Here is a 19,078-nt window from a genome sequence, read left to right on the forward strand (position 1 = left end):
TTTTAGACCTCACTTTCGGCTGTGATTTCTTCTTTAAGTAACTCTAATACATTATTTTCATAAAATGCTTTGGCTTGGTTTATACCATTGAAAATGGCTTGGCCGTCAGAAGAACCATGGCATTTAATGATAATTCCATCTATACCTAAAAGAGGAGCTCCTCCTACTTCCTTGTAATCATACTTTCCTTTTAAGTTTTTTAAGTATGGTTTTAACAAAAGCCCACCTATTTTAGCTTTAAGGCTCAGCTTTGCTATGTCTTTTAATATATCAAAAAAGAGAAGTCCAAAACCTTCTGTCAGTTTCAAAACAATGTTCCCTACAAATCCATCACAAACAACTATATCAGGCGGTGAAAATGGTAAATCTCGTGCCTCTACATTCCCAACAAAGTTTATATTCTTTGCATTTTTCAGAATTTCATAAGACTGTTTAGAAAGTTCATTGCCCTTTGTTTCTTCTGTGCCTATATTCAAAAGTCCTACTGTAGGGTTGTTTTTACCAAGGACCTTGCTGACATAAACAGTTGCCATCTGGGCAAATTGCAGGATGTTAATTGGCCTACAATCTGTGTTAGAACCCACATCAATTAAAAGATACTGGCCACTTTTGTAAGGAAGTTTTGTGGTAAGTGCAGGCCTGTCTATACCTTTAATTCTTCCAACTATCAAAAGTCCGCCTGCCATTAGCGCACCTGTACTTCCAGCTGAAACAAAAGCGTCTATTTGCTTTTCTTTTAAGTATTGCAGGCCAACAACAATTGATGAGTCTTTTTTTTGCCTTATAGCTTTTACTGGTTCATCATCAAATTCTATTTTCTCTTTGCAATCAACTATCTCAACTCTTGAAAGGTCTTTTATCCTATCTACACACTCTTTCTCAATCACACTTTTATTCCCGAAAAGAACAACGTTGTCTTGACTATTTTGAGCAAGATATATCGCAACTCCTTCAATAACCGAAGATGGTGCATTATCTCCGCCCATTGCATCAATACCTATCTTCATAAACCCTACACTCCTGTCTGGCCTGTTTCTTTGTTTTCATCATCTATTGCAACAAGGATAAACTTACCTCTAAAGACCTCTTCATTGTTTCTTTTGATAAACACCCATACTATATACTTGTTATTTCTCTTCTTCTTTAGCTCAGCTCTGGCAACAAGCCTGTCATTTGCAAAGACAGGCGTTTTGTACTTGATATTTGCAATACCGATGAGTGCTGCTTTTGCGTCAATCACAGACATTGCAATGGACTCTGCAAACGCATAGATATGCTGCCCTTTTACCATCTGAGAATTTGAAAAGGTCATCCAAAGCTCTGGCTCAAAAGTGGCAATAGCATAGCTGCCAAGCTCTATGTCAATTATCTCACCAACAACATCCCGTGGTGAGATAGTTTTGAGCTTTCCAAGACTTTCTTTTGCCATCTCTTTTATTCTTTCTCTTACCTCTTTGATGTCCAATATAGCCCTGTCAAGCCTAATTGTCTGGACAGAACAACCAAACTCCTCTGCAAGTTCCTCATCTGTTATAAACGGATTTTCTTTTATTTTCTGTAGCAGCAACCTGTGTCTTTCCTTCCTGGATAACTTTGCCATGTCTTTATCACCATGATTTAATATTTGATATTAATATCAGGTATTAAATTCTTATGCCAATATTATATAAAAATATGACTTAATTTTCAATAACAAAAAAGCCACTTTTTGAAAGTGGCCAGGAAAAAGGTTTTAAATCTTTTCTAATTGACTTAATTTTTCTTTATAATCTTTAGCATTTACAATTGTGACAAGATAGTTATAAAAATCTTTTCCGATATCTTCTCTTGAAAGTGCAATTTCAACTGTTGCCTGCAAGAACCCAAGTTTGTTTCCAACATCATATCTTTTTCCTTCAAACTCATAAGCGTACATAGCCTCCTTTTGGGAAAGCTCTCTTAAGGCATCAGTTAGTTGAATCTCTCCTCCAATTCCTTCTTTTGTGTGTTCCAATATGTTTAAAATCTCTGGTGTGATTATGTATCTTCCTAAAACAGCAATATTTGAAGGTGATTCTTCCTTCTTTGGCTTCTCAACAAGGTCTTTTACCTTGTAAATTCTCTCTTCAATCTGCTTTCCTGCAACAATTCCGTATTTGCTAACATCTTCATCTGGTACTTTTTGAACACCCAAAATTGTTGTCCTGTACTCTTCGTACACCTCAATTAGCTGTTTTAAACAAGGCTTTTCTGATATAATTATGTCATCACCTAAAAGTACAGCAAATGGCTCATTGTCAATAAAAAGCCTTGCACAGTACACAGCATCACCCAAACCCCTTGGCTCTTTTTGGCGGATATAATGTACATTGTAATCAGCAATCTTTCTTATCATCTGAAGATTGTCAAAGTCCTTTTTGTTCTCAAGAGCAACCTCAAGCTCAAACGACTTGTCAAAATGGTCTTCTATAGCTCTTTTGCCGCGTCCTGTGACTATTAAAATGCTCTCTATTCCCGATTCTAACGCCTCTTCAACTATATACTGTATTGTAGGCTTGTCAACAATAGGAAGCATCTCTTTGGGCTGGGCCTTTGTTGCAGGCAAAAACCTTGTCCCAAGTCCTGCTGCAGGAATGATTGCCTTTTTTATAAGCCTTTTCATTCTACTTGCCACCCTCTTTAAATTTTTTGTCAAGAATAAAATTTAACTTTATAGTTATTATTATACCATATTTTACAACAAAAAAAATAAAGCACGACCATAAAAATTGGTCGTGCTTTATTTTCTCAATTATTCTTCGTCTTCTTCATCATACATGTCAAAGTCTTCATCATCAAAGCGGGACTGGAAGATTTCAAATACGTTTTCAAGCTCCTCCTCATCTTCTACACCAACATAGACCTCTTCTCCGTCTCTATCTTCAATTCGCAGTATGATGACCTCTGCCTCTTCGTCTTCCTTTTCAATCTCTTCTAAAGGAAGAAGGACTATATAGTCATTACCATTGTAATTGACCTTATCAAGCATTTCAAATGATATCTCTCTTCCTTCCTCGTCTACTAATGTTACAACATTGTCTGCAAACATATCCATATAATTTCACCTCTTTTCTAAATATAGATTATTGTAATACAAAAAATGGCACATGTCAACATGAAATTCATTTACAATATATTATCCCCACCAAATTTCATCATAACCATCATCCTCATCCTTTGGCCCTTCGTAAAAGTCTACAAAGCAAGTCTTACCAGTAGCCGTGTCAATCAGCTTTAACCTGAACATAAAATCTGGATGCTCTATCTTATCAACCGCATCATAGTCATAGCTATTTTCTTTGGCAACCTCAAACCCATACGCCTTCAGGTCAGATATAACCTCTTCAATCTCCCTCTCAAAGTCAATGTCAACCTCAGGAATATTTCCTTCTTTCAAAAGCTTTGCAACCTCTTCAATCTCACCTGTTTGATATCTAAAGCCTCTTTTTATCATCTCAAGACTACCCCTTTTCTAAAGATGGTTTCATTTTTTTAACAATATAATGATACCCTCATTTAGCTTTTGTTAAACAGATTTATTTTTAAAATATTCAATGGTTTTTTCAAGTCCTTCTTTTAATAAATATTTTGGACTCCATGAAAGCAGACTTTTTAGTAAACTGTTGTCAAGCGTGCTGTGCTGAATATCCCCTGGTCTTTTTTGCGTATATACAGCACTTTTTTGATATCCTGTCAAGCCTGAAATTATTTCAAATAGCTCATTTATAGAAACTCTTGTATTTGTACTCAAATTAAATGTACCTTTTATCGGATTTTGAAGTGCAAGATAATTTGCTTCAGCAACATCTTCTACAAATATAAAATCTCGAGTTTGATTGCCATCACCAAAAATCACAACATCTTTGCCATTTTGCATTCTCTCACAAAATATTGAAACAACTCCACCTTCTCCAAATGGGTCCTGCCTTGGTCCATAGACATTTGAATATCTGAAGATAACATACTCAAAGCCATAACTTTGTGCAAATCTCTCTATATACTTTTCTGCCGTGAGCTTAGATATCCCGTAAAATGACATCGGATTTTTTGGGTGATTTTCATCTATAGGAAGATACTGAGGCTCACCATAGACCGCAGCTGATGAAGCATAGATAAACTTTTTTATCTCGTACTTTGCGCAAAAACTCAATAAATTCAGCGTACCCAAAATATTTACGCTACAGTCCAAAATTGGGTCTTCCATTGACTTTGTCACACTTACCTGTGCTGCCTGATGAATACAATATTCAATTTTGTTCTCTTTAAATACATCTTCCAAGTTATCTCGAATGTCAAGTTTATAAAATTTGGCTTTTGGATTTATATTTCTAAGATCCCCTGAAATCAAATTATCAACAACACACACATCATAGTCCTTCTCAATCAACTTGTCTACAATATGTGAGCCAATAAAGCCTGCACCACCTGTCACAAGTACAGCCAAAAACTTACACTCCTTTTTAAAAAAATCATAAAAAAAGTATATCTCTAATTTAACTTAATTGCAAACTCTGATATAATATTAGAGATGAGAAATTTCAAAGGAGGCTTTGTTAATAAATAAAATGAATACAAAAAAGGTCATTCTCTACGGTTTACATATTCTTAAAAACCATTTTTTAACAACAATCATCTTTATCGCATTTATGTACTTATATTTCTCGCTTTTTAGAGGAACTATTTCCCAATTAATTAGCGGAATTGTTATTTCTATATTGTATCTGTATGGAAACTTTTCAAGCGGAAGATATCATGCAAAGAAAAGAGATGCTCTGCCTTTAAGTGCTGCTACACTGTCAATTATCATCTCTACTATTCCAAGTATAGTTTTTGCTTACCTTGCCTCTATAAATGTGTCTTTAAATGACAAAGGTCTTCTTAAAACACACTGGCTGAATGTAGTATATAGGCTCTGGAACTCACCATTTATTGGAATTTTCTCCTACGCAGATGAGGTCGCTAAAAATATGCATTCAAAATCTCCAATTGTGATTTCATACTGGATAGTAGCAGCTTTTTTGCCAGTAGCCTCATTCTTAGGTTATGCAATTGGAATCCTTGAGGCAAAAGGAAAAGTTAAACTTCCTGAATACTCTCTACTTCCAAAAAAGAAAGGCCAGAATAAAAAGCAAGGTAAAACCGGGAAATCCTATTAATGTACCAACTGCAAGGTTTATAATGTTAAATCCAATGTGAAGTCCGTATGGTTCAAATAAGAAATTAAAAAGCACAATAAAACAGCAAGTGAACAAAAATCTAATTAGAAAATCCAATATTTTCATCTTGTAATTTAATATCTTCCTTAAGAAATAGTTTCTTTAATCTATTTTATGTAAAACCAAAAATAAAAAGAACCCTCTTTTTTACTGAGGGTTCTTTTTTAGTAGTTTATACAAGTAGTTTAGCCACTTTTCAGCAAGTATCTGCTGGTAGATAGCAATCTCAATTAAATCCTGGTCTGAAGAGTAGTTAAAAAGAGTATTTGCACCTTCTAAAAGTCCTTTTACGTATCTGAGTAAGTACTCATAATCCTTTCCTTTTTGTTTTTTAATCTGCAAAAGCAGTTCATCATTAGATGCCTGGTTTGAAATAATGCTTAAAACTTCCATATTCATCTTTCAAACTGCCTATAAAATATTTCTGTTATATATTATGCACCAATATTTGCTTTGATATAACACTAAATTTCTTTTCTTCCTTCTATTGCTTTAAGAATTGTTACCTCATCTGCGTATTCAATATCGCCGCCAACCGGAATACCACGGGCAATTCTTGTCACTTTAATACCCATTGGCTTTATAAGTCTTGCCAAGTATGACGCTGTTGCCTCACCATCCACATCCGGGTTTGTAGCAATTATTACTTCTTTTACATTAGTATCAGCAAGTCTTTTTAGAAGAACATCAATTGTCAGCTGTTCAGGATATTTACCTTTGAGCGGTGATATTGCACCATGCAGTACATGGTAAAGTCCTTTGTACTCCTTTACCTTTTCAAGGGCTACAACATCCTGAGGCTCCTCAACAACACAAATTATGCTTCTGTCTCTTTTATCGTCACTGCATATATGACAAATATCATCTTCTGTAAAGTTGCAACATATTTTGCACAATTTTGTGCTATTTTTGGCACTTAAGATTGCCTCTGCCAATGCTTTTACATCTTCATTTTTCATATTAATTATATAAAAAGCAAGCCTCTGTGCAGTTTTTTGGCCTATGCCAGGCAGTTTTTCGAGCTGCTGGATAAGTTTTGAGATAGCATTTTCTTTTGCCTGCATATTATATCAACCTCATCTTAAAAAAGACCTGGAAACCCAAAACCTGCTACCTTTTGCATCTCTTCTTCTATCATTTTTTCAACCTTTCTAATTGCCTCATTTACACATGCAACTATCAGATCCTGAAGTGTTTCAATGTCATCTGGGTCAACAACCTCTGGTGAAATCTCAATACTTTTAATCTCCTTTTTACCATTTATAACAACCTTTACAGCACCGCCACCTGCAGTAGCTTCAACTTCTCTTTGGTTTAACTCTTCTTGTAGCTTTTCAATCTCCTCTTGCATCTTTTTTGCCTGTTTTTGAAGCTGATTTATGTTAAAACCGCCACCAAGTCCTGGAAACCTGTTTTTTGCCATGTTCTTTTTTACCTCCTCATTTTTGCATTATAGCTTCAACATTTGAAAATACTCATATATTATACAACAAAAATTTTGGACCCTTCCACATCTTTTTTTACAACTATCCTCTGGTCAAACGCGTCCATCAAATCCTCAATATGGGTTATTACAAGTATTGTATCAAATTGGTCCTTGATTTGATTTAAACACTCTATTATGTGGTCTTTCCCTTCTTCATCCTGTGACCCAAAACCCTCGTCCAAGATTAGCATTTTAATTGAGGCACCTGCTCTTTTTAAAAGTACCTTTGCAAGAGCTATCCGAATAGCAAAGTTGATTCTGAAAAGTTCGCCCCCTGAAAAAAGTTCGTAGTTTCTTGTACCATTTTTATCTGAAATCTCTATTTGGAGTGTTTCTATTGTCTTACCAGAGGCCATTTCCTTTTGTGTTTTAAAATCAATTGAAAAAGCCCCGTTTGTCAAAAGTTTTAAAAGCCGGTTTGCCTCATCCCTGACAAGTGGCAGCGTGTTTGCAATTATCTCATTTTTAATTCCATCAGGACCAGTTATGTCAATGATGATATCATAAATTTCTATTTCTCTTTTTATCCCTTCTATCTCTTTTTCAAGTACAAGCAGCTTTTCCTTTGCCTCTTTGACTTGGCTGAGCTTCTGCTCAAAAATGCCTATTTCTTTTAAGACAGAGTTTAAATCTTCTTGAAGCTGATTGATTTTGGTCTCATAACTATTTATATCTGATTTAATCTTTGTAAGTTTTTCGTCTAATGATTGAGAAAGCATATTAGATAATTCTTTGTCTATCTCTTGAATCTTCTTTGAAAGTTCATCTTCCTCCTTTTGATACTCAAGCATATTCTTTTTCAGATTCTCTGCCTTTACCTTGTTTATCTCTATTGTTTTTAGTAAATTTTGATATACCTCAAGCTCTTTTACCTTTTGTAAATGAGCATTGTAATCTTCCTCATTAAAGTTTAATCTATCAAGTTCATCCTTTAAATCTTTTAGTTTTAACTCAAGTTTTATTATTTCCTGCTCACAGACTTTTATATTTTGTTCATCGTGAAAAATTGAATCTTGTAAGTTTTTGATATTTTGTTTTTTTTGCTCTATTTTTGCCTTTAAATTTTCATATGCACCATGAAGCTTCTTCTCTTTTGTGCGTAAAACCTCTTCTTGTTTTACCTTTTCTTCAAGCTCTTGATACTCTTTTTTAAGGCTTGATAGCTTTGTATTTAATTTTTCTTTCTTTTCTTTGTACTCCTTCCCTTGAGATGCTATTTCTCTCTTAATATGCTCCTTTTCCTCTTCGCCATTTATCTCGCGCAAACATACAGGACATTTTCCTTTATTTGACTCAATTAACTTATAGCTTGTTGCAAGTTCTTTAAGCTTACTATCAACTACTTCTAAAAACTTCTCAATCTTTGTAATCTCCTCTCTTTTTACTTCTAATTCTTGCTTTAGTCCTTTAACCTTCTCAAGCTCTTTCTCAACGTTGGAAATCTCAATTTCTGACTTTTTTAACTCTTCATCATACTTAGAAAGCTCCGAGTTTTCGTTGCCAAGCTTTGCAGTAGTCTCTTTCACAGATTTTTCAAATATCTTTTTTTGCTCTATCTTCCCACTTATCTCCTTTTCAATAAGCGCTATGTCATTCTTCAGTTTCACAAATGTATCATAGTCTTTTTTAAGAGCTTCTAAATTGTTTTTGAGAGTCTCATATTCTCTTGCTTTTAAAGTTATTTCAGGTTCACTTTTTAGCTCATCTTCTATCTTTGAAAGCTCTTTTTTGCTATCTTCAATCCTCTGTTTTATATTCTCATGTTTTCTTTTAATCTCTTCTCTTTCTTTTTTCTTTTCTTCAATGGTCTTGAGGTTTTGCTCTGTTTCATATTTTTGAAATATAAGACTATTTAGCTCATTTTTAAGCGCATCTAACTCGCCTGCAATCTTCTTTGATTTTTCTTCAAGCTCTAAGATAGATGTTTTGATACTCTCTTCTTCACAAGTAATTTTTATCTTCTCTTCACTTTCCTTGATTTTGAGATCAAGCACTACCTTTTTTTCTTTCCTCTTTTCCTTTGCAAGCTCATTTATTCTGTCATACACGCTGAGGTTCAAAATCTTAGCTAAAATCTCGCGCCTCTCCTCTGGTGATGATAACAAAAAGTCTTCTGTTCGCTTTTGAGAAAGGTATGCCGAGTGTAAAAACACGTTAAAGTCTATCCCTAAAATCCTTTCCAGTCTGTTTTGTGTCTGGGTATAGTTTGCTTCACTAATTGGAATAAGCACATCGTTTTTCTTGATAAAAAGAGAAAGATATTTTTTCCCTCTTCTATCAAGCCTTCTCACAACCCTGTACACAAGCTTATCTATCTCAAACTCAAACTCAACCTGCATGTAATCTTTATGTGAGTTTATATACTCTGTCTCTGAGATTTTGCCCCGCTTGCCAGTCTGAAGCCTTTCAAATTCCCCGAAAAGTGCCCATGCAATTGCCTCTGCAATAGATGACTTTCCATTTCCATTTTTACCTACAATACATGCAACCTTGATATTTTTAAAGTCAATCTCATTGAAACTTTCACCATATGATTTAAAATTCTCAATCTTCAAATAAAGTGGTCTCAAAATTGATCCCCCACCTTTTTTAGTCACCTTGTACCTCTTCAAACAAGGATTTAAATGTCGCAACCACATCATCTTTGCTTTTTATATCTTTATACTTTGGGCTTGCAGATAAAAACCTTTCAAATGCAAAAATAGGATCTGATTTTTCATCAACCTCGACAATTCTAAAATCTCTTTTGGCATCAGTAACTTCTATCTCAATTGGGGCTAAAATGAAACACCTATCTTTTAAGTGCTCTTCTACTTTGGTCAAACTAAGTCTTTCTTTTAGCAAACTCTGTGTCCTTATTATAAGCTTTACAACCGATGCTTTAATGTTAGCAGATGAGTTTTCTTCTAATTTCTTTATTTTTTTGTCTATCTCTGAAATGAGCACTTTTTCTACATCACCATTTGCCTCAAACAAATCAATTTCAAGCTGATAAAAAGGCCTGACAACAACAGGCTTAAACTCAAACCAAAAATTTTCTCTGCCTATTTCAAATACCACAAAACCTTTTTGGTCTTGTGTTTCTGAAAAGTCTATTCTGTCAGGCGAGCCACAGTACACAACTGCCGGATTTTTGGAATTTAAAATCTGGGGCTTGTGAATATGTCCAAGTGCAACAAACTTAAGTTTTGGATGCAAAAGCACAGAAAGCGGTACTTTTACATCTTTCCCTATCATAATCATTCTTTCACTGCCAACTTCAGCTTCATTGACTGTAAAATGGCCTGCCAAGATTGTCGGTATATCATCTCTTGAGGAGTCTAAAACCTCTGTCAATTTTTCTTCGAAGAAATTTGCAATGTTTTGTTCAAGCTGCTCAATCTTCTCAGGGATTGTTTTATCTATAAACCTTTCAAGGTAAAGATAGGGTACAGCTATAACTCTGAGTTTTTCTCCCTTTATATCAAACACCCTTGTTTCAAAAAGCTTATCCATCACAACAATATTTTCTTGCTCGAATATTTCAAAAACCTTGACTGAATGATGTTTTGCCTCAAACGGGTGCATGTCATGATTCCCAGGTACTATTACAACCAATACGCCTTCTTTTGCAATCTCAACAACCCTTTTGTAGAACATATTTCGCAAGGTAGAGTTCGGCTCTCTGTCCTTGAATATATCACCAGTGATGAGCAAAAGGTCTATATGGTTTTGCCTTATATACTCTAAGATTCTATCAAATGTCCTGAAAAAATCATGAACACGCGACCCCAGCCCATCTGGAGTCTCTTTGCTATATGTTGTCACACCAAAATGAAGGTCTGCTGTGTGAACACCTCGTATTGGCATTTATATTTCACCCTTTATTTTAAAAGACTTTTTAATACTCCATATCTTTCAAAAACTCTTCAGAGGCTTCAAGTGCCTTTCTGTAATTGTCTTCAACATCGCTCTTTGGACTGTAAATCGAAACAAAATCATAAAAGCTCTGGTCATACCCTCTTGTTTTTATTGCAATTGGCATTGGAACAGCATGACCAATCACAAGTGCCTGCTGTTTTGAATCAAGAGACTCAACAATAGCCCTCAGTTGTTTACTATTTTTCATGCCAGCAAGCGCACTTGCAATGTCCGCTTCATCAGAAAGTGCTAAAATCACCCTTGTACCTATTTGTGAGGCAATCTCACTGTCTATCTGAGATGGACGCTGGTCTATGCACATAAGACTTACCTTTGCCTTTCTCATCTCTCTTGCTATTGTGCCAAATATTGTCTGTTTTGCAACATCCGGTGATAAAAATCTGTGTGCTTCCTCAATTGCAATAACAAGCGGTCTTGGTGCTGGATATTTTTTTCTGTTTGAGATGTGTTTTTCGTACATCTCCATGTATTTATTGTATATTCTTCTTGACAATACATTTGTGACAAATAAGTAGTTTAGGAGCTTGTCTCCTTTGCCAAAGGTTATGTCAACGCTAATTCCTTTTTGAAGATAATCAAGGATTATATCAATAGAATTTGTTCCAGGACTTCTGTCGTACTTAAGATAAGGAAGCTCTTTTAATACAGAAAGTTTTCTTATAAGCGCTAAAAGTGAACTTCTGTTGACAATAGCCTCACTGTCTTTAAACTCCTCAGCAAGCTCCTCACCATTTACCAAGATTTCCTGAAGCCAATGTCTTCCTTGGGCCTCTAACTTATTTTTAAGTGCAATCATCACTTGTTCAGCTGTTTCATTTAAGTTTAGCTCTTCAGAGATTGACAAGATGTCCTCAACCTCAACATCTCTCACATCAATCTCAATTGGAAGCACTCCTGCCCTGTTTACTGAACTGCTCTCAATTGTCATTATCTGCATTTTGTTTCCAAAAAGACTTTTTAAACCTTTTACATGATGGTTTTCCTCATCAACGCTATCTGGACCGTGGTCTGAGTGCGCATCAAATATCAGCAAAGACGCCTTATCAGAAAGAATAATCCCTGCCATTATAAGCCTTGCAATAAATGACTTTCCTGTGCCTGTTCGACCGTAAATACCACTGCTTCTTTCAATGAACCTGTCTATGTCAATACACACCTGCGTACTTTCGTCCATGTCCAGAACATTTCCGATAGGGAAAAAACGCTTTGGATCCTTTTCAAAACTTCCAAATACATCTTGGATATCATCATATGTTGCCTTTCTCACGCTTGATGCATGAAGAGGAATATTTCTAATTGGCTGGTTTTTACCTTCTTGCAAGTCAAATGCAAGAATAGGCTGGGCCTTAAATATTGTGTAAATTGAAGTTCCTCTTGTGATTCTATTTAAAAGAGAAAATTCAGTGCCTCTTGGAAGCTCAGTTAAAGATTGCTTGTTCATACCTTCTATGACCATATCAGTGAGCATACAATAGTACTTTTTCTTTTCTGTTTGGCTAACCAAGATGCTACCTATTCTTGTATCCTCAATGATAGAATCATCTTCAACCTTTATTGCAAGCCCTTCTAAAAATGAACCGCCTATGACTTTGCCAATCTTTTGCTCAGTATAAAACTTTTCTGGCATCTTTCATTCACCCTTTTTTGCTATAAGTGAGAAATTAAATTTTCCAGTCTTTCAACAATAGGAGTAAGAAGATTTAAGTCATATTTAAGATATGCGTTGAGCTCTTTCCCCATATGTTCTATGTACTCATAATCCTTTTCTCTTGCAATATAGGCAAAGTAGAGCATCCACGGAATTACCTCAACAATATCAACATCCTTTGCTTTTATAACAGAGTTTAGAAATAAACTGCTTTGTGTTGCCAAAAGTATATCCTTTTTGTCTGCTAACTCAACCATTGTGTGAAGCCTTATACTTCTGTCCGGAAGGCAGTTTATGAACTTGCCATTTGATATAAAGCCAAGGATTATGCACTTAAAATAACCTTTTAAAATCTGCTCAAGCTGCGGATAAAACCTTTTCAGCTCATCAGGTGTCTTCCACAAGGCCCGCGGATATCCTTCTTGTGATATACTTCCTATGTCATACCTTGTAACACACCCCAAGACCTTGTAGTTATCAAGCTCAAATTTTATAAACTGGCCGGCTGTAGGAATATTATCAAGGTCCTTTGCTTCACATGTAATTTGAGTAAAAGAAATGTCAATTATCTCACCAACTGCCATCACCAGCACAACTCCTTTTTTATACTATCCTCTTGACCTTATTATTCTTCTTTGCAGAATATGGCAAAATAGCATCTCCAACCCCCAAAAGCATATTTTCTATAGCTGCTTTGTCCTGATGTGAGATAGTAGAAAACTCATGAGCATGGGTAAGTGATATAGGATAACCAAACCCAACCTGGCACTGGTGATATATTGCACCGATACATTTTTTAAGCCATTTTTCATCTTTTGCAACATAAACAGGAATTTCTATTCGTGCAATCTCGTAGCCAGTTGCAAGGTAAACAAAGGTAATATCCATGTCTTCAAACTCGTCAAATGCTCTTCCTAAGGTGTAAAATACATTAGAGTGCTGCCCACTTCTTAGGTGCGAAAACAAAAATACATCTCTTATTCTCTCTATCTTTTCACAATTTCTCTTTTCTTCTCTGCTGCACTCCTTACAATCAATCCTCATTTTCTCACAGTTATATATCCTATAAAGATTAGAAATAATAGAGTTCTTTGGCATTGAGATAAAACCACAAACTGCTATGTTTTTTTGTTTTGCCACACTAAAAATCCTTTCAAGCTCAAGATTTGCTCTTCTGCCAAAGCGTAAACCCTGCCTGTCTTGTGTCCAATCAATGAGATTTCCATCATAAAGAACAAGTCTTAGCTCACTTTTTGGTAAAGAGTTTTCAACATACTCTAAAATAGCCATGTACTCTTTTGTTTGTCTTTCTCTTGAGATTTCTGATGGGCTTTTGATTGCCTGAGCTTCTTTTCTTGAGTAAAGCTCTTCATCAAGGTAAATGTAAGGATATGTTTGGTAATTAAAATTGCTATTTTCATTGTCATAAGTAATTTCTACACAGGCAATGTTCAAAAGGTAGTAAGGCTGTGAGATATGTCTGTCAATCTCTGTATTGCTGCCATCCACCGCAAATACCTCATAATTTGTCTGAACCTCACAAGAAAACCCCTTCATGAATTCATCGAAATTGCTATAATATGGAAGACAAAATAAGATTTCGTTTTTCTCGTCCTTCCTTGGAATTTTAGAAAGCACCTTTTCTATCTTTTGACCATCTAAAAAGCTCAAAAACTTAAAAACCTCATGAATATTTTCTTTTATCTCTTTTTCCTTTTCCAATATCACATTCTTCTTTTCACTTATCTGCTGGACTAAATTGTGTAAATCTAACATTTTCTCACATCCACTATCCCTAATGTAATCGACCATCATTAATCACTTAAATTATATCATTATAAATGAAATTTATCAAACATTTATTCGTGTAATAGAACCACAGCGTAAGCTGAAACTCCTTCCTCTCTTCCCTCAAATCCCAAACCTTCTGTTGTTTTCCCTTTTATGTTCACTTGAGTTTTTTCAATATTTAAAGCTTTTGCAATGTTTGTCTTCATCTCATCTGTGTATGGAGAAATCTTTGGTTTTTGGGCTACTATGGTTGTATCTATGTTAATTATACTCATACCCTTGTTTTCCAAAAGTTTTGAAACTTCTTTTAAAAGGATGATACTTGAGATATCCTTGTATTTCATATCAGTGTCAGGGAAAAGTCTTCCAATATCATTTTCGCCCATAGCACCAAGGATGGCATCAATTATTGCGTGAATCAAAACATCCGCATCAGAATGTCCTAAAAGCCCTTTTTCAAATGGAATCTCAACACCACCTAAGATTAGTTTTCTGCCTTCTGAAAAGCGGTGCACATCAAAACCAAAACCTACTTTGAACATTGCTCTTTAATCTCCCCTCTCATAAATTACTACACCCTCTTTTAGTATTTTCTCCTTAAGTGCCTGGCAACTCAATTTATTAAAATCGATTATATCTATCTTGTAAATCCCTGCTGCTTCGTCTAAGTCTGACATAAGGCCCGGTTCTATTTCTCCTTCTGTTAATATGGCTATATCAATATCTGAATTGTATTTATAATCTTCTTTTGCTCGTGAGCCAAATAACAATGCTCTTTTAATATTTTTTCTTTTTTTTAACTCCACCACAATTTTATCTAAAACATCTTCAGGAATTCCAAATCTCACTCTATCACCTCTTTCATCTTTCTCTCAAGGTCGCAAAACTTAGAAAAATATTTTTCTTTCACTCTTAAATATATCTGCTGAGCTATTTTTTCATCATATGTGTGAACAGTTAAATTCCTGTCTTCAATCATAGAAATCCAGGCATCTCCATCACCAATCAGTCCTGCTGAAAAAGCTTCTTTAAAAACTTTCCGCGGTGTGTTTACATCTGAAATTCCTTCTAATTCAAGATATGCTTTTAAAAGCTTCCAAGCAAGTTCATAGGTGAATTCAAACCTTTGAATCACTGCATCATACAATAGCGGATTTGAAGTGTCTTCTTCCAATGCTTCTTTTAACCGAAAAAGAGCTTTTTGATAGTCAGCCAACCTTTCTCTAACTCTTTCTTTATTCATAATAAATTCTCCTCAAAAAGTTTTTGCCTTGGATTAATTATATCACAATTTCAAAATGAAAAAGCCACAGATGGTTGCAATTATATTTCAAGTTCAGCAAACAAAAAAATTTGACATCCTTGCAGGTTAAATGATATTATTAAATAAACGCAAAAAGTGAATAGCTCATAATATATTAATAGATAGAGGCGCGTCTTTTAAGAGTAGGCAGGTGGATGTGAAAGAAGACACAGATGAAGCCTGCTGAAAGGAAAAGACGCCGAAGGGAGTTTCTTTCTTCTTGGAAACTTCCCTGGGTGCATGGAGAATATCCATGCAACTGTCACCAATTGAAAAATTGGTGGAGCGCTATCTGTTAATATATTGTATAGTCCATTTATACAATATATTAACAGAAGCTGGCTAAAAACCAGCTTTTTTTAGTTTTATTTGATTTTATACGCCGCAGTAAAGTAAAATATTTTTTAGAGGAGGTCAATTCAAAAATGGCAAGGAAAATCAAAATGGCAATAGTCGGCGCAACTGGTATGGTTGGAAGAACATTTTTGAAAGTGTTAGAAGAGAGAAATCTTCCTGTTGAGGAATATTACCTATTTGCTTCAAGCAGGTCAGCTGGCACAAAGGTTGAGTTTATGGGAAAGGAATACATTGTAGAAGAGCTAAAAGAAGATTCTTTTGACAGAGGGATAGACATTGCACTTTTCTCAGCTGGTGCATCTACCTCTCTTCACTTTGCACCAATCGCAGCTTCCAAAGGCTGCATTGTAATTGACAACTCAAGCGCATGGCGCATGGAGAAAGATGTTCCCTTGGTTGTACCAGAGGTAAATCCAGAGGATATCAAGTGGCACAAAGGAATTATCGCAAATCCAAACTGTTCAACAATTCAGGCAGTTGTTGTTCTAAAACCTTTGCATGACAAGTACAAAATAAAGAGGATTGTGTACTCAACATATCAGGCAGTTTCTGGTGCTGGCTATCAAGGATATTTAGATCTGGAAGAGGGTTTAAAAGGTGCACCACCAAAGAAATTTCCATACCCAATTGCAGGAAATGTAATTCCTCATATTGACGTTTTCTTAGAAAATGGGTATACAAAAGAAGAGATGAAGATGATAAACGAAACAAGAAAGATTTTACATGATGATTCCATTAAAATCACAGCTACCACAGTGAGAGTACCTGTATTCAATGGGCACAGTGAGTCTATCAATGTTGAATTTGAAAAACAATTTGATTTGGAAGAGTTAAAAGAAACCTTGAAGCACGCACCTGGTGTTGTTGTTCAGGACGACCCAGAAAATCTTTTGTACCCAATGCCAATTTATGTATCTGGCAAGGATGAAGTGTATGTTGGAAGGATCAGAAGAGATGAGTCTGTTGAAAGTGGCGTAAACCTTTGGGTTGTTGCTGACAATATTAGAAAAGGGGCAGCTACAAACGCTGTTCAAATAGCTGAAAAGGTAATTGAGTATTTCTTTAGTTAATTTTTTCAGTTTGACCATAATTTAAAGCTTTGAATAAATGGGAGGTTTTATTGCTATGCCGATTTTCAAAGGCTCAGGTGTTGCCTTGATAACACCTTTTAAGGACGAGGAAAGTGTGGACTTTGAAGCTCTTGGCAGGCTTGTTGATTTTCATCTTGAGCACAAAACAGATGCTATCATCGTATGTGGTACAACTGGCGAGCCTTCAACAATGCCAGATGAGGAGCATTTAGAGGTGATTAGATTTGTCATTGATAGGGTAGCTGGCAAAAAACCTGTTATTGCAGGTGTTGGCAGCAACCATACAAAACATGCTGTATATCTTTCCAAAAAGGCACAAGAACTTGGTGCAGACGGTCTTTTGCATGTAACACCTTACTACAATAAGACAACCCAAAAAGGTCTGATTGAACACTTTAAAGAAATAAACGATGCTGTTTCAATCCCTATAATTGTCTACAACGTGCCATCAAGAACAGGGCTAAATTTACTCCCTGAGACAATGAAGGAGCTTTCAAAACTTCCTAATATAAGAGCTGTTAAAGAAGCAAGTGGAAATATTACACAGGTTGCAGAAATTGCTATGCTCTGCCCTGACATTGACATCTACTCTGGAAACGACGACCAGATTGTACCAGTACTCTCTGTTGGTGGAATTGGTGTTATCTCTGTTTTGGCTAACATTCTGCCTGATGAGACGCATGACATTGTTGAGTATTTCCTAAATGGTCAGGTTGAAAAGGCAAAAGAGCTGCAGCTAAAGCTACTGCCAATTATCAAAGCATTGTTTATTGAGGTAAATCCAATACCTGTAAAAGAAGCTATGAATATGATGGGATTCAATGTGGGAAGGCCAAGACTGCCGCTTACTACAATGACTGAGAAAAATAGAGAAGTACTCAAAAAAGCTCTTATTGACTATGGAATAAACATAAAGGAGTAAAAAATACGTACTTTCTTTTTAAACACCTCTAAAAAACTAAGCATAAATGGATGTGATGTACAAATGCTGAGAGTTTTACTTAACGGTTGCAATGGCAAGATGGGTCAGGTTGTTAGCAAGGTTGTAAAATCCTATGAGGATATAGCAATTGTTGCAGGTGTTGATTTGAACACTACAAGAAATTTTGACTATCCTGTTTACAGTAATCCTTCTCAAATTCGAGAAGAGTTTGATGTAATAATTGATTTTTCCCTGCCAGAGGCTACACTTGCAATTTTAGAATTTGCAAAGGCAAAGAAAAAACCAGTTGTAATTGCCACAACAGGTTTTACGAGTGAGCAGAAAGCGAAGATTGTTGAATTTTCGAAAGAAATACCAATCTTTTGGTCAGCTAACATGTCACTTGGTGTTAACCTTGTTGCAGATCTTGTACAAAAGGCATACAAGACGCTTGGAAGTAAGTTTGATATTGAAATTGTTGAAAAACATCACAATCAGAAGATTGACGCACCCTCTGGTACAGCTCTTATGCTTGCAGATGCCATCAATGAGGTTGCAAACAATGCGTATGAGTACATCTATGACAGGCACACAAGAAGAAAGAAAAGAGCTCAAAATGAGATAGGAATTTTTTCGGTGCGCGGAGGTACAATTGTTGGTGAGCACAGTGTTATTTTTGCGGGCCCGGATGAGATTATAGAGATAAAACACACAGCTCTTTCAAAAGAGGTTTTTGCAAACGGTAGTATTAGAGCTGCAATGTTTATAAAAGACAAAAAGCCGGGTATATATAATATGAGTGATTTGATTAATTCAATGTGAGGTGTTTTTAATTTGAAGCCTGTGACAAATTTAAATGTCACCCAAAACGTTGCTATGATAACATTGGATAATGTCCCAAACAAAATAGATCTGATTGCCTCAATCTTCAACGAAGTGGCAAGCCATGGAATAAACATTGATATGATTAGTCAGACAGCTCCGTACAAAGGAAATATAAATCTATCATTTAGCCTTGACGAGGAAAATGTGCCAAAGGCAATCTCAGCGCTGAGTAAATTCAAAAAGGAGATTCCACATCTTAGAATTGACATAATTTCTAACCTGACAAAGCTGAGTATCTATGGTGAAGCTATGAGAGATTTGCCGGGCGTTGCAGCATCTCTTTTCACCACTTTGGCAGAAGCAGGTGTTGAGCTTAAGATGGTGACAACAAGCGAGGTTGACATTTCATATTTGATTGACCAGAAGGATGAGGAAAAGGCTGTTGAGATTATAAAGCAGAGATTTGGATTAGAGTAAACTTTTAAAAGCTGCCCAGATAA

Annotated in this window: 23 protein-coding genes and 1 riboswitch; of the genes, 5 read left to right on the top strand and 18 right to left on the bottom strand. The window is 35.6% G+C overall.

The genetic code is table 11. The annotated features are described in order from the left end of the window. Positions 1 to 2 precede the first annotated feature (2 nt). The 6 genes from plsX to ELD05_RS08440 form a co-directional block, all read right to left on the bottom strand. Positions 3 to 1,007: a phosphate acyltransferase PlsX gene (plsX, locus tag ELD05_RS08415; protein ID WP_127352078.1), complete on the bottom strand. Its 1,005-nt coding sequence runs from the start codon at positions 1,005 to 1,007 to the stop codon at positions 3 to 5. A gap of 5 nt (positions 1,008 to 1,012) precedes the next feature. Beyond that, entirely contained in the window at positions 1,013 to 1,600 is a 588-nt protein-coding gene (gene fapR, locus ELD05_RS08420; protein ID WP_011917129.1) for a transcription factor FapR, read from the bottom strand. Between the two features lie 132 nt (positions 1,601 to 1,732). Beyond that, positions 1,733 to 2,641 carry a UTP--glucose-1-phosphate uridylyltransferase GalU gene (galU, locus tag ELD05_RS08425; RefSeq protein WP_127352079.1) on the bottom strand — a complete coding sequence of 303 codons (909 nt, stop codon included), beginning with the start codon at positions 2,639 to 2,641 and terminating at the stop codon, positions 1,733 to 1,735. A gap of 129 nt (positions 2,642 to 2,770) precedes the next feature. Continuing rightward, entirely contained in the window at positions 2,771 to 3,073 is a 303-nt protein-coding gene (locus ELD05_RS08430; protein ID WP_011917127.1) for a DUF1292 domain-containing protein, read from the bottom strand. A gap of 81 nt (positions 3,074 to 3,154) precedes the next feature. Continuing rightward, on the bottom strand, positions 3,155 to 3,472 hold the full coding sequence (locus ELD05_RS08435) for a hypothetical protein (protein WP_127352080.1): 318 nt from the start codon (positions 3,470 to 3,472) through the stop codon (positions 3,155 to 3,157). A 72-nt stretch (positions 3,473 to 3,544) separates the two neighbouring features. Next, positions 3,545 to 4,462, bottom strand: coding sequence for an NAD-dependent epimerase/dehydratase family protein (locus tag ELD05_RS08440; RefSeq protein ID WP_127352081.1), 918 nt, complete (start codon positions 4,460 to 4,462; stop codon positions 3,545 to 3,547). A 121-nt stretch (positions 4,463 to 4,583) separates the two neighbouring features. On the opposite strand from ELD05_RS08440, the gene ELD05_RS08445 reads away from it, so the two are divergent. Continuing rightward, positions 4,584 to 5,174 (top strand): hypothetical protein, encoded by a 591-nt coding sequence (locus ELD05_RS08445; RefSeq protein ID WP_127352949.1) that lies wholly within the window; start codon positions 4,584 to 4,586, stop codon positions 5,172 to 5,174. Here the strand turns inward: ELD05_RS08445 and ELD05_RS08450 are convergent. The 12 genes from ELD05_RS08450 to ELD05_RS08505 form a co-directional block, all read right to left on the bottom strand. Next, positions 5,115 to 5,300, bottom strand: a complete 186-nt coding sequence (locus ELD05_RS08450; protein WP_127352082.1) for a pro-sigmaK processing inhibitor BofA family protein — start codon at positions 5,298 to 5,300, stop codon at positions 5,115 to 5,117. The genes ELD05_RS08445 and ELD05_RS08450 overlap by 60 nt on opposite strands. Before the next feature lie 81 nt (positions 5,301 to 5,381). Continuing rightward, positions 5,382 to 5,633: a hypothetical protein gene (locus tag ELD05_RS08455; RefSeq protein WP_127352083.1), complete on the bottom strand. Its 252-nt coding sequence runs from the start codon at positions 5,631 to 5,633 to the stop codon at positions 5,382 to 5,384. Between the two features lie 65 nt (positions 5,634 to 5,698). Continuing rightward, a complete protein-coding gene (gene recR / locus ELD05_RS08460; protein ID WP_127352084.1) occupies positions 5,699 to 6,298 on the bottom strand; it encodes a recombination mediator RecR in 600 nt (199 codons plus the stop codon). 17 nt (positions 6,299 to 6,315) lie between these two features. Beyond that, positions 6,316 to 6,657, bottom strand: a complete 342-nt coding sequence (locus ELD05_RS08465) for a YbaB/EbfC family nucleoid-associated protein (RefSeq protein ID WP_039764072.1) — start codon at positions 6,655 to 6,657, stop codon at positions 6,316 to 6,318. Positions 6,658 to 6,716: 59 nt separating this feature from the next. Continuing rightward, entirely contained in the window at positions 6,717 to 9,332 is a 2,616-nt protein-coding gene (locus tag ELD05_RS08470) for an SbcC/MukB-like Walker B domain-containing protein (RefSeq protein ID WP_241243440.1), read from the bottom strand. After that, the gene (locus ELD05_RS08475) at positions 9,310 to 10,569 is read right to left on the bottom strand and encodes a metallophosphoesterase family protein (RefSeq protein WP_127352086.1); all 1,260 of its coding nucleotides are present in this window, start codon (positions 10,567 to 10,569) and stop codon (positions 9,310 to 9,312) included. Before ELD05_RS08475 ends, ELD05_RS08470 begins: the two co-directional genes overlap by 23 nt. A gap of 31 nt (positions 10,570 to 10,600) precedes the next feature. Further along, positions 10,601 to 12,268, bottom strand: coding sequence for an ATP-binding protein (locus tag ELD05_RS08480; RefSeq protein ID WP_127352087.1), 1,668 nt, complete (start codon positions 12,266 to 12,268; stop codon positions 10,601 to 10,603). Between the two features lie 20 nt (positions 12,269 to 12,288). Then, positions 12,289 to 12,873 carry a hypothetical protein gene (locus ELD05_RS08485; RefSeq protein WP_127352950.1) on the bottom strand — a complete coding sequence of 195 codons (585 nt, stop codon included), beginning with the start codon at positions 12,871 to 12,873 and terminating at the stop codon, positions 12,289 to 12,291. A 19-nt stretch (positions 12,874 to 12,892) separates the two neighbouring features. Beyond that, entirely contained in the window at positions 12,893 to 14,101 is a 1,209-nt protein-coding gene (locus ELD05_RS08490) for a DNA double-strand break repair nuclease NurA (protein WP_241243441.1), read from the bottom strand. Positions 14,102 to 14,148: 47 nt separating this feature from the next. Next, positions 14,149 to 14,622, bottom strand: a complete 474-nt coding sequence (gene ispF, locus ELD05_RS08495) for a 2-C-methyl-D-erythritol 2,4-cyclodiphosphate synthase (RefSeq protein ID WP_127352088.1) — start codon at positions 14,620 to 14,622, stop codon at positions 14,149 to 14,151. A 6-nt stretch (positions 14,623 to 14,628) separates the two neighbouring features. Continuing rightward, on the bottom strand, positions 14,629 to 14,928 hold the full coding sequence (locus ELD05_RS08500) for a nucleotidyltransferase family protein (protein WP_127352089.1): 300 nt from the start codon (positions 14,926 to 14,928) through the stop codon (positions 14,629 to 14,631). Further along, positions 14,925 to 15,323, bottom strand: coding sequence for a nucleotidyltransferase substrate binding protein (locus ELD05_RS08505; protein WP_127352090.1), 399 nt, complete (start codon positions 15,321 to 15,323; stop codon positions 14,925 to 14,927). The genes ELD05_RS08500 and ELD05_RS08505 overlap by 4 nt, the downstream gene beginning before the upstream one ends. Before the next feature lie 175 nt (positions 15,324 to 15,498). Next, positions 15,499 to 15,682: riboswitch (Lysine riboswitch) on the top strand. A 126-nt stretch (positions 15,683 to 15,808) separates the two neighbouring features. Between ELD05_RS08505 and ELD05_RS08510 the strand changes: the two genes are divergently transcribed. The 4 genes from ELD05_RS08510 (at position 15,809) to ELD05_RS08525 (ending at position 19,055) form a co-directional block, all read left to right on the top strand. Further along, a complete protein-coding gene (locus ELD05_RS08510; RefSeq protein ID WP_127352091.1) occupies positions 15,809 to 16,810 on the top strand; it encodes an aspartate-semialdehyde dehydrogenase in 1,002 nt (333 codons plus the stop codon). Positions 16,811 to 16,865: 55 nt separating this feature from the next. After that, positions 16,866 to 17,753 (top strand): 4-hydroxy-tetrahydrodipicolinate synthase, encoded by an 888-nt coding sequence (dapA, locus tag ELD05_RS08515; protein WP_127352092.1) that lies wholly within the window; start codon positions 16,866 to 16,868, stop codon positions 17,751 to 17,753. A gap of 63 nt (positions 17,754 to 17,816) precedes the next feature. Next, positions 17,817 to 18,575 carry a 4-hydroxy-tetrahydrodipicolinate reductase gene (gene dapB / locus ELD05_RS08520; RefSeq protein ID WP_127352093.1) on the top strand — a complete coding sequence of 253 codons (759 nt, stop codon included), beginning with the start codon at positions 17,817 to 17,819 and terminating at the stop codon, positions 18,573 to 18,575. 12 nt (positions 18,576 to 18,587) lie between these two features. Further along, a complete protein-coding gene (locus ELD05_RS08525) occupies positions 18,588 to 19,055 on the top strand; it encodes an ACT domain-containing protein (RefSeq protein ID WP_127352094.1) in 468 nt (155 codons plus the stop codon). Positions 19,056 to 19,078: the final 23 nt, after the last annotated feature.

Source organism: Caldicellulosiruptor changbaiensis, assembly GCF_003999255.1.
Classification (GTDB): domain Bacteria; phylum Bacillota; class Thermoanaerobacteria; order Caldicellulosiruptorales; family Caldicellulosiruptoraceae; genus Caldicellulosiruptor; species Caldicellulosiruptor changbaiensis.